Below are 10,642 nucleotides of genomic sequence, written 5' to 3' on the forward strand. Positions count from 1 at the left end.
GCGGTTTCGTCGAGCCTGCCGACCGGTGTGTTGTGGGGAGCCGATTTTATCAGCTCCGGGTTTTCTCTGGCTTCTTCGGCGATGCTGAGGAGGGCCTGGGCAAAGGCTTCCAGTGTTTCAGGGCTTTCTGTTTCCGTCGGTTCCACCATAAGTGCTTCCTTGACGATGAGGGGGAAGTAAATCGTCGGCGGGTGGAAACCGTAATCGATAAGCCGCTTGGCAATATCCAAGGTGTGAATGTCGTTAGGAAGTTCAGGGGATGCGACAAACTCGTGCATGTTCCACCGGCCTTCTCCGTAAACGGCTGGGTACTGTCCCGGAACGAGGCTGCGGATATAGTTGGCGTTGAGGACTGAGTATTCGGCAACGCGGCGAAGCCCCGCTGCCCCGAGCCTCAGGATATAGGCGTAGGCCCGTACCAGCACGGCGAAGTTGCCGTAAAAGGCCTTGACCCGGCCGATAGATTGGGAAGGCATGCGGAAACTGTAGCCTTCGGTGCTTTTTGTAGCCACGGGACCGGGAAGAAATTCTGCCAAGGCCGCGGTAACGCCGACCGCTCCTGCGCCGGGGCCGCCGCCTCCGTGGGGGGTAGAAAAGGTCTTGTGCAGATTCAGATGCATTACATCAAAACCGAGATCTGCGGGCCGTACAATTCCTACCAGGGCATTCATATTAGCCCCGTCGCCGTACACGAGCCCTCCGGCCTGGTGAACTATCGAAATAATTTCCTTTATGTTGCGTTCAAACAGCCCCAGTGTACTGGGATTTGTAATCATGAGGCCCGCCACGGTCGCTGCATTTTCGCCCGAGCAGGCAGCCCGCAGCGCATTCAGGTCTACTCCTCCCGAATTATCCGAGGGAATGGTCTCTGCTATGAGCCCCGCCATGGTGCAGGTTGCAGGGTTTGTCCCGTGGGCTGAATCGGGTATAAGGATCCGGTTCCGTTTGGTATCCCCCCGGCTGACATGCCAGGCCCGGATGATCAGCACCCCGGTCAGTTCTCCGTGGGCTCCTGCAGCGGGCTGGAGGCTCACCGCCTTAAAGCCGGTGATCTCCTGTAGGGATTCCTGCAGGCCGTACAGGAGGGCTAAGGACCCCTGCGAGAGGCTTTCCGGTGCAAGGGGATGGGAGCGGCGGAAGCCCGCATAGGAAGCGGCTTCTTCGTTCATTTTGGGGTTGTATTTCATGGTACAGGATCCCAGGGGGTAGAACTGGCCGTCTATAGAGAAATTCATGTGAGAGAGCCTGGTAAAGTGGCGAACCACCGAAAGTTCATCCAGTTCAGGAAGATTAAGCGAATCCCGGAGCAGAGAGATGGGGAGCGGGGTTTCGGGTACCGAACGTTCAGGCAGTTGCGCTGCCCGCCGGCCGGGGACGCTTTCTTCCTGCAGAAGGGGTATGGGTTGTTGCATCATCTGTTTGCCTCCCTGGAAGCTTCGGTTAAGGTGGTAGCCAGGTCCTCTATGTCGCTTCTGCTATGTTTTTCAGTTACACAGACCAACAGTTCATGGGTCCGTTCCGGGAAGTAGCGGGAAAGCGGCAGCCCTGGCACGATATGGTTTCGATAGAGCTTCTCCGCCAGCACCTCTGCGGGAAGCGGCGTGTGAACCACAAATTCTTTAAAGAAAAGGCCCGGTTTTACAGAAAAGCCCGGAATGGCGGCGATTTTTAGCGCGGCAAAGTGGGCATTGTGCCAGCATAGTTCCGCCGCTTCCCGCAGGCCTGCTTTGCCCATCATGGCTAAATAGATGCAGGACCGCAGGGCCATTAGTCCCTGGTTCGAACAGATATTGGAAACGGCCTTTTCGCGCCGGATATGCTGTTCCCGGGCCACAAGGGTGAGTACAAAGCCCCGGCGGCCCTGGGCATCCCGGGTCTCTCCCACCAGGCGGCCCGGAAGCCGGCGGATTAATGCATTGGTTGTCCCCATAATTCCGAGGAAGGGGCCGCCATAATTCAGGTCGTTTCCAAGGCTTTGGCCTTCGGCGGTTACGATATCCGCGCCCCAGGCGCCGGGGCTTTTAAAAAGTCCCAGCATGATGGGATCCGCATGAACCGCGAAAAGGCCGCCCTTTGCATGAACCGCCTCGGCAGCTCCTGAGAGGTCGGGTATATAGCCAAAAAAGTCAGGATAGGACGCCACGAGAATCGCCAGGTCTGGCTGCGAAAGGGCCGATGCGGCAGCGGCGGGTGAGCCCTCATATTCTTCTATAATACATTCAAAGGCAGAAAGGTAGGTTTTAATTACCGCCTTGTATTCAGGATGCAATCCTTGGGGAAGGAGTATCCGCTTGTGGCCTTCGGTGTTTTTTAATCCCATGAGAACCGCTTCTGCAAGTGCGGTAGCACCGTCATAATGGCTTGCGTTTACCGCATCCATGCCGGTTAGTTCAGCCACCATGCTTTGGTATTCAAAAATAGCCTGCAGCGTTCCCTGGCTTACCTCAGGCTGGTACGGTGTGTAGGCGGTGAGGAATTCTCCCCGGGATGCCAGGGCAGGCACCACCGCTGGAATAAAGTGGTCATAGGCTCCGGCTCCCAAAAACCAGAGGTAACTGTCTCCATGGGCATTGGCATTCGCAAGCCCCGCCAGTTCCCGCAGGACCTCAAGTTCGCTCTTGCCTATTCCTAAATTGAGGGCAGGAAACCTGTGTTCTTCGGGAATATCGGTAAAGAGGTCTTCCAGCGAAAGAAGACCGAGGCGGTGGAGCATGTCCTCCCGCTGGGCATCGGTAACCGGAATATAGGGCACGATTAATCCTCCGCTGCTATTTTTTCATAGTCCGCAGGCGAAAGGAGCTTATCAAAAGCGCTGGGATCTTCAGGGGCAAGACGGACAATCCATCCATCCCCATAGGGATCCTTGTTGATAAGATCCGGCGAGTCCTGGAGTTGGCTGTTTACCGCGGTAATTTTGCCGGCCACGGGAACATATATATCACTGGCGGCCTTAACGGATTCTACCACGCCAAAGGCGGCTCCTGCGCCGAAACTAGCGCCGACCTTGGGTAGATCTACAAACACAATATCTCCGAGACTATGCTGGGCATGGTCGGAAATACCGATGACTAGTTCGTTGCCCTCTTTCCGGGCCCATTCATGGGTTTTTGCATAACGACAGCGTTCGTCCAGTTTCATGTGTTTCTCCTGTAGGTTGGAACATATAGGGGTCGTTGTACAACGACCGCCGGTTTGGCATTGCCTCGGATTGCCACCGCAAGTTCGGTGCCTGCCTTGGCAAAGGCAGGGGGGACAAAGGCGTTTGCTGAATAGGTTTCCGTGGTGGGGCAGTACATACCGGCAACACACTTTCCTATTTCCCTGCCTTCCCTGTCAAGGACGGGATAGCCCTCCCGTGGAACACCGCCAGAAACATTAAGGGTAACCAGTTTCCGGGAAAGGCCCCGGGCCTTTAGTTCAAGCAGGGCCCTTTTGCCGATAAAGTCCTTTTCGAAATCGCAGGCCCAGGATAGAAGGGCTTCGAGGGGGGGGATGTCGGGGCTGATTTCATGACCGTGGAGGGGCATGCCTGCCTCGAATCGGAGGGAGTCCCGGGCTGCAAGACCCACCGGGCCTGCCTCGATTCCTTCTTTTTTTGCCCTTTCCAGGATGAATTCCCAGAGATACTGGGCCTTATCGGCGGGATAAAAAAGTTCAGCCCCGTCTTCCCCGGTATAGCCAGTCCTGCCGATCTTACAGGGAACCCCTGCAATCGGGGCTTCGGTCATGGTAAAGCGTTTTGTGGCAGAGAGTCGCCCGCCGGTCATACTGTCGATGAGCTGAACCGCCTTGGGACCCTGTACTGCGATCATATAGGTTTCGTCGGAAACATCCTGTACCTCGATGGGTGATTTTATATGATCCCTGAAATAGGCCACATCCGTTTCCCGATTGGAGGCGTTCACCACCACAAACCATGGATCAATCATGGCCGCCGTCGCCGCTAAGCGATAGATAAACAGGTCGTCGATGACGCCGCCCTGTTCATTCAAAAGCAGGGCATAGCGGGCTTCGCCGCCCTGCATGTCGAGAATACGGTTCGATACGAGCCGGGAAAGGGCTTCTCCCGCACCGGGGCCCCATATGAGCACCTGTCCCATGTGGTCAATATCAAAAAGACCTACCGAACGGCGGGTAAGCCGGTGTTCTTCGATGGCACCGCTGGGGTATTGGATTGGCATATCAAAACCGGCAAAGGGCGCAAAGCGAGCGCCTGCCGCCTCATGCCAAGAATGCAGGAGTGTGGTTTTCATAATGTTCCTCTTGAGGTCATTATATGCCCCTTTTTGAGGGCGGGCAAGAAAAATGTAGTAACTCAACGAATTCAATTTGTAATATCATGTTTGACAATATAAAATTTCATAACTACTCTTTGTATTATGAATCAGTGTGGTTTGTTTCTGATAGTCGAAGACGAGATTGCCCAGCAGGATTATCTTAAGCTGCTGTTGCAGCGTTTAGGTCTTACTGCGCATATTGCGGGTAGTAAAAAAGAAGCAGAACGGATGTTGTCAGAAAGTATTTCTCAAAATAAAATTTACCAGGTTATTTTTCTTGATATTATGCTGCCCGATGGAACAGGCCATGAGATTCTACTACGTTTGCGATCAGATCCAAAATGGGGAATCTACGCCCATACCAAAGTTGTTATGTTGACCGCGTTGGATGACTTAAAATATATTGCTGGATCATTTGCAGAACAATGTGATGGATATCTTACAAAGCCGCTTGAAAAGGAGCAGCTTGTGACTATGCTCAGAAACTTTCACGTTATTGAATAAAAAAGTATCAAATAGATCAAAAATCTCTATTTTCTTTCTATAAAAAGAAATAAATTGAATTATTTACAAAAAATCCTTGATTTTTATCTCTTCTTGGATAAAGAATTCAATCAAGGAATATTGTGTTATGTCAAAATATCCACATTTATTAATATCTTTCTCATTTATATCAATAGTTGGAATTGTGTCTATTTTTTTATTTCCACAGTTATCATGGATTTCGTGGGTGTTCTTCTTCTTATGGGGAATAGTGGTGATTGTACATATTCGCAAAAGTTCTTGTGCTGAAAAAACTGTTTACACCCTATTAGAAGAACTGTCGTCTTTAGTTCACACATTTGGGAAAAACGATATAGCGAATCAATCTGATATATCCACCATATCTTCAGATATTAAAACTATTCTGAGTAACCTTCTTGATAATAATTCCGACCTTAGAAGTAAAATCAAAAAAATGGAATCGGACCTGAACAACCTTCTGATATTAAAAAAAGAATTGGAAAGCCTCTGTCCGGTCCATATCCCCATCGATATAGAAGCTCGCTGGAACAACTTGATCGAACGTGAGTGGGGGATAGTTAATAAGGACGCTCTTGCTAATTTAAATGAAATAAAATTAATGTATGACCAGAATCAGGAATTTATCACGGAAGTATTTAGAGAGTTTGGCGAACATCAAGAAGCATTTATAGATTTTTCTCGGAAATACAAAGATAAAATTGTACAATATACAGAACAAGCTGGAATTGCTAAAAAGAACATACTAGAAGCCCTTTCATATTCATCGAGCAAAATAGAAGAAACCTTTAAACAATTTACCCAGGTCGAAGATATTGCAGAGAAAATTAAAATGATTTCTCTTAATTTGAGTATTGAAGCTTCTAAGGTCAGGGGGGCTGAATCATTTTCACTTCTTGCTCGAGAACTACGAAAACTAGCTCAATCGACCGAGGAAAATACAAAGTTAATAAGCAATGCTATAAAAGCTACGGTAAATTCGATGCGGAGCAGCCGTGAAGATGAAATTAATAATCTGTCATCTATTGATACAATCCTTAATGAATTTGAAGGACTTTTAACAGAATATGATACAGCATCGGGTAAGCTACAATCCTATATGCGAAAAGCAATAGAAAGAATACAAAAAAATCAATTGGAACAGCAAACTATATTACTAAAATTCTTTAAAACTTTACAACAAATTGCGATTGTAAAAGAAGAATTAGAGCATCAAGTTCAATTTTATGGAATATTTCTTAAATTAACGAATGAATATGTTCAAAAGGCAATAAGAACAAATAAATCTTGTCTCGGCGTGGAATGTCCTCAACGGCGATTTATGCTGGATGAACTTGTCAAAATTACTAATACAGACGAGGAACGAAAACTGGTGAATGAATTATTTAAGGAATTGCTCAATGAAGATCGTGAAGCTGAACATGGCACTCTTGTCAGTGATGCCAATGATTTTATTAATTTTAACTAGCATGTTATTGTAATAGAATTTCTGCAATTTATTTCAGCCTTTTGGAGGTTGATATGGGAAAAGGAGACGCCCTCGTTTCCAAAATCCAAAAGCTTTGTTCCCAAGTAGCAGCCTATGAATTGGGGGATGCTATGGCTGCTCTTGATATACAGGATCAATTGCAGGATCTAGTTGGCGTATTATCTTTCAAACCAGGACTTGAGCGGCTTGTCAATCTGACACGGTATCTAATTCCTGTCGCTCAAGCACTCACTCATCCAACTACTGAAACTCAGGCGTTAAAAATTTTATCAGAATTAACTGAGGGGTTAGAACTGTATTTAACAAACCGAATGTCTGGTAAAACCTTTGGAGATGCTATCAGAAAATATCAAAAAGAACTACGAGGGTTCGCAAACAAAGAATCTGTTCAGACAGTGTCTCCATCTGTGGATGTGCAATCAGCACTGCAAAACCAAGTACCTTATGATACACTTGATAAATCTATAGAATCAGAGGATAGAGGTTCGGAAAATGAATCTCCGTATCTCTCAGATTATTTTTCTGGTATTATTGAAGATATAAAACTTCTTGAACAGTTTTATACAGAAGCGCAAGAACATTTGGAAGAAGCCCAAGCAACTTTGGTAGAACTGGAATATGATGCGACAAATAAAGAACTTATAAATACCATTTTTCGTGATTTTCATACAATTAAAGGTTCAAGCGCTTTTTTAGGTCTTAAAAATATAGAAGAAACAGCCCATGCGGTGGAGGACCTTTTAGCAATTGTGAGAGATGGGAAGCTTAACCTGAATAAGGAATTGATAGATCTGATCTTCCGCGGTATGGAATTACTTAAAATTTTGCTGGATACCATGCATACCAACGGCTATGATAAGACTGCTATGGCAGCATCATTCAGAATTATCAATATTTATCCATATATAAGACTTTTTCAGAGAATTAAAGAACAATACAGTCACAAAAAAATTGGAGAGATTTTGGCCGAGGATGGTAAAATTGAACCAGCAACACTCCAGTTGGTTTTGCAGAAGCAGCGGGAGACCGATAAAAAAGTCGGCGAAATACTGATCGAAGAAAATATAGCACGTCCAGAAGATGTGGTAGAGGCTTTAAAAAAACAGAACAGCCAGGCTAACCGGATTAAAAAAAGCGGAATTGTTAAAGTATCTAACGAAAAACTAAATACCTTAATAGATATCGTAGGGGAGCTTGTTATTAATCAATCTATGGTCAAACAAGAACTGTTCGGCTTGCAGGTTTCTGAAGCAACTGAACGGAGTATTACTCAATTGGAAAGCATAACTACTACGATAAAGAATCTGGTTCTTTCTATGGGTATGGTACCAATTGCGGAAATATTTAACAAGCTGCGGGTAGTAGCCCGCAATACGGCAGAAGAACTAGGGAAATCGGTGTATTTAGAGCTTAAAGGGGAAGATACAGAACTGGACAGAAATGTTATAGAAACAATCTATGAACCACTGATGCATCTCATTCGTAATTCTATTGACCATGGAATTGAGCGTTCTGATATTAGAGCTCAGCGGGGCAAAAACCGGCTGGGGCGTATACTCCTTTCGGCCGAACACAAGGGAAGCGGTATTGAAATTGTTGTTGAAGATGATGGCCAAGGAATAGACCCCGATGTGGTGTTAAAAAAAGCCTTGGAAAAGGGACTGGTGAAACGGGATGAATTAGGAAAACTGAGTCAAAAAGATGTATTTAGTTTACTATTTCTTCCTGGATTTTCTACTGCCGAACAGGTAACTAATGTTTCTGGCCGCGGGGTTGGTCTTGATGTGGTTAAAAAAAATCTTGACAGCATTCATGGTCGTGTAGAAGTAAGTTCAGAACTGGGTAAGGGTACTCGTTTTACAATTAAGCTTCCGTTGACACTTGCGATTATTGAAGGATTTGTAACTCGAGTTGGGGATAACAAATATGTATTTCCCTTCTCTTCTATAGAGGAGATCAAGGTTATCAAGAAAGATGAATTATTCCAAAACGATGAAGACTCTGAGGCAATGATTTTTCACCGGGGACTCCATATTCCGGTCCTCTATGCTCATAAGGTGTTTCGGGAGTCCTGGGAAGAACCAAAGGATTGCATGCTGCTTTCTCTGCTCTTCAGCTTTGACCAATCCCATTACTGTGTAGTGGTAGATGAACTCATTGGTAAACAGGAAATTGTGGTAAAAAGCATGAGCCAAACTATTCTGCAAAACTGCGGATTCTTTTCGGGAGGTACTATTTTCGGAGATGGCAGTATTGGTTTTGTAGTTGATATGCAGGGGTTCTTGGAAGCACTTAAATGAACTTAAATAAGAGGGGGAGACATGAAAAAATACATTCTTATTGCAGACGATTCAGATGTAATACGCAGTATCGTAGAGCAGACTCTTAGACTTTATCATTATGATAACATTATTTCTGCTCAGGATGGAAAAGATGCACTTGAGAAAGCTAAGTCTCATAAAAATGAAATAGCCCTTTATGTGTTTGACGTAAACATGCCAAATATGGATGGAATTTCACTTGTAAAAGAAGTCAGAGCATTTGACAGTACAACACCCATCATTATGCTCACGACAGAAACGGACAAGGCAAAGATGATGATTGCCCGTGATAATGGTGCCACCGGTTGGATTATTAAGCCATTTCAGGGAAATAAGTTTATCCGAATTGTAGAGATGTATCTGAAACAATAATTGGAGGAGGTATTCTGCATGGCAAGTGCAAGCAGCAAATATCTGATTTTTACCATAGATAGAGAATCCTATGCAATTCCTATCGTCAAGGTCCAAGAAGTAATCCGCTTCACTCCGATTACACCACTCCATGAAACATCTCGTTTTTTAAAAGGGGTAATAAACCTGCGAGGTCGGATTATTCCTGTCATTGATATGAGGTTGAAATTTAACTTAGCTGAAAAAGCATATAATGACCGGACAGTATTCATAATTGTAGAAATCTTAGGAACTCGAGACGTGAGCCATATCGGTATGGCGGTAGATGCAGTTCAGGACGTAGCAGATATTGCAGAAGAAAATATTAACCGAACCCCAGAAATAGGGTTTAAATTTAAAAGTAAATATCTGAACGGTATCGTCCAGCTCAATGGTCGTATGGTAATGCTGCTAAATCTAGATGCCATTCTATCTACTGAGGATGTGGTGGAAATACAGGAACAGCTTGCTGAGGAAATAAAATAAAGGGAGGCTTGCATTATGTTTAACAATTTAAGTCTGCGGGTTAAAATTGTATCTGGATTTATCCTAGTCCTGATAATTGCAATCAGTATAGGAATAGTTGGATGGTATGGATTGAACACAATCAATTCTAAAATCGATTTGCTTGGGACTAATTCAATTCCCTCTATTTCCTATATTTCTACAGTTGATACCCAATTTGAGCGTATTAAAACTGTTGTACGTACATTATGTAGTCCATATTTGGATCCTAATGAGATTCAATCAGAACTTGATGTTGTAGCACAGGCACGGAAAGAATACCGAGAAGCTCTCGATAAATATGACAAATTTCCAAAAACTAAAGAAGAAGAAGTACTGTATAAGGATTTACTTGCAAAGATTACAATTGCAGCACAAGAAAATAATAGTGTATTCGAAGATGCAAATAAGTTAGTGAAGATGGCCGCGGGCAGTGAAAAAAATAATTTGATTGTAAGTATAAATCAAAGAGTTCTGTCTGGATCTAACAGGAAAGCTTTTGATAACCTTTCCGAAGCGGCTCAAAAATTGCTTGTCTATATTCAAGATTATTATGGTCAAAAAACTGTGTCTGAAAGTCTAGCGCATTCTTCTTTACTCATTAGGATTATACAGATCGTAATTATTGTCGGCACTATCCTTGCCTTAGCTATTAGCCTATTTATCACCAGCTCTATCACTAAACCTATGAATAAGGCGACAGGGGACCTTAACCTGTCGGGCAATAACCTGGAAGGGGCGGCGAATCAAATTGCCTCGGCAAGCCAGGAACTCTCAAGCGGTGCCAGCGAGCTCGCAAGCTCGGTAGAGGAGATCACGACCAGTATGGAAGAGCTCCAGTCAATTATCGAGAGCAACACCAAGAGCGTAAACGAAGCGGAGCTCCTCATGAAGGAAACCGCTGCCGCTGCGGCTACTTCCAGTACCCGGACCGATGAGCTCCTTGCCATGATGCAGGAAATTAACGAAAACAGCCGCAAGGTTGTAAAAGTAAATAAGGTAATCGATGATATTGCTTTCCAGACTTCTATCTTAGCATTGAACGCAGCAGTGGAGGCAGCCAGGGCTGGCGAGGCAGGACGGGGCTTTGCGGTTGTAGCTGACCAGGTTAAGGCTTTGGCTCAGAAGAGCGCGGAAGC

At 45.2% G+C, this 10,642-nt stretch carries 10 protein-coding genes; 6 read left to right on the forward strand and 4 right to left on the reverse strand.

The annotated features are described in order from the left end of the window. The 4 genes from gcvPB to gcvT all read right to left on the reverse strand — a co-directional run. A partial coding sequence (gene gcvPB, locus Q7P68_RS13305) for an aminomethyl-transferring glycine dehydrogenase subunit GcvPB (RefSeq protein ID WP_304226470.1) occupies positions 1–1,415 on the reverse strand: 1,415 nt, incomplete at its 3' end. After that, complete coding sequence (gcvPA, locus tag Q7P68_RS13310; protein ID WP_304226472.1) at positions 1,412–2,752, reverse strand: aminomethyl-transferring glycine dehydrogenase subunit GcvPA; 1,341 nt, start codon at positions 2,750–2,752, stop codon at positions 1,412–1,414. The genes gcvPA and gcvPB, both read right to left, overlap by 4 nt. 2 nt (positions 2,753–2,754) lie before the next feature. Continuing rightward, entirely contained in the window at positions 2,755–3,138 is a 384-nt protein-coding gene (gene gcvH / locus Q7P68_RS13315) for a glycine cleavage system protein GcvH (protein WP_304226474.1), read from the reverse strand. After that, positions 3,135–4,253 carry a glycine cleavage system aminomethyltransferase GcvT gene (gene gcvT / locus Q7P68_RS13320; protein WP_304226475.1) on the reverse strand — a complete coding sequence of 373 codons (1,119 nt, stop codon included), beginning with the start codon at positions 4,251–4,253 and terminating at the stop codon, positions 3,135–3,137. Before gcvT ends, gcvH begins: the two co-directional genes overlap by 4 nt. 126 nt (positions 4,254–4,379) lie before the next feature. Here gcvT and Q7P68_RS13325 point away from each other — a divergent pair, with 126 nt between their 5' ends. The 6 genes from Q7P68_RS13325 to Q7P68_RS13350 all read left to right on the forward strand — a co-directional run. Continuing rightward, positions 4,380–4,781 (forward strand): response regulator transcription factor, encoded by a 402-nt coding sequence (locus Q7P68_RS13325; protein ID WP_304226477.1) that lies wholly within the window; start codon positions 4,380–4,382, stop codon positions 4,779–4,781. Between the two features lie 127 nt (positions 4,782–4,908). Continuing rightward, positions 4,909–6,267, forward strand: coding sequence for a hypothetical protein (locus Q7P68_RS13330; protein WP_304226479.1), 1,359 nt, complete (start codon positions 4,909–4,911; stop codon positions 6,265–6,267). Between the two features lie 53 nt (positions 6,268–6,320). Further along, positions 6,321–8,588, forward strand: a complete 2,268-nt coding sequence (locus Q7P68_RS13335) for a chemotaxis protein CheA (protein ID WP_304226481.1) — start codon at positions 6,321–6,323, stop codon at positions 8,586–8,588. A 21-nt stretch (positions 8,589–8,609) separates the two neighbouring features. Next, on the forward strand, positions 8,610–8,981 hold the full coding sequence (locus Q7P68_RS13340) for a response regulator (protein ID WP_304226483.1): 372 nt from the start codon (positions 8,610–8,612) through the stop codon (positions 8,979–8,981). Positions 8,982–8,999: 18 nt separating this feature from the next. Beyond that, positions 9,000–9,485: a chemotaxis protein CheW gene (locus Q7P68_RS13345; protein WP_304226484.1), complete on the forward strand. Its 486-nt coding sequence runs from the start codon at positions 9,000–9,002 to the stop codon at positions 9,483–9,485. A gap of 15 nt (positions 9,486–9,500) precedes the next feature. Next, positions 9,501–10,642, forward strand: a 1,142-nt coding sequence (locus tag Q7P68_RS13350; protein ID WP_304226486.1) for a HAMP domain-containing methyl-accepting chemotaxis protein, incomplete at its 3' end; no start/stop codon positions are given.

Origin of the sequence: Gracilinema caldarium (genome assembly GCF_029265695.1) — a bacterium.
GTDB lineage: Bacteria > Spirochaetota > Spirochaetia > Treponematales > Breznakiellaceae > Gracilinema > Gracilinema caldarium_A.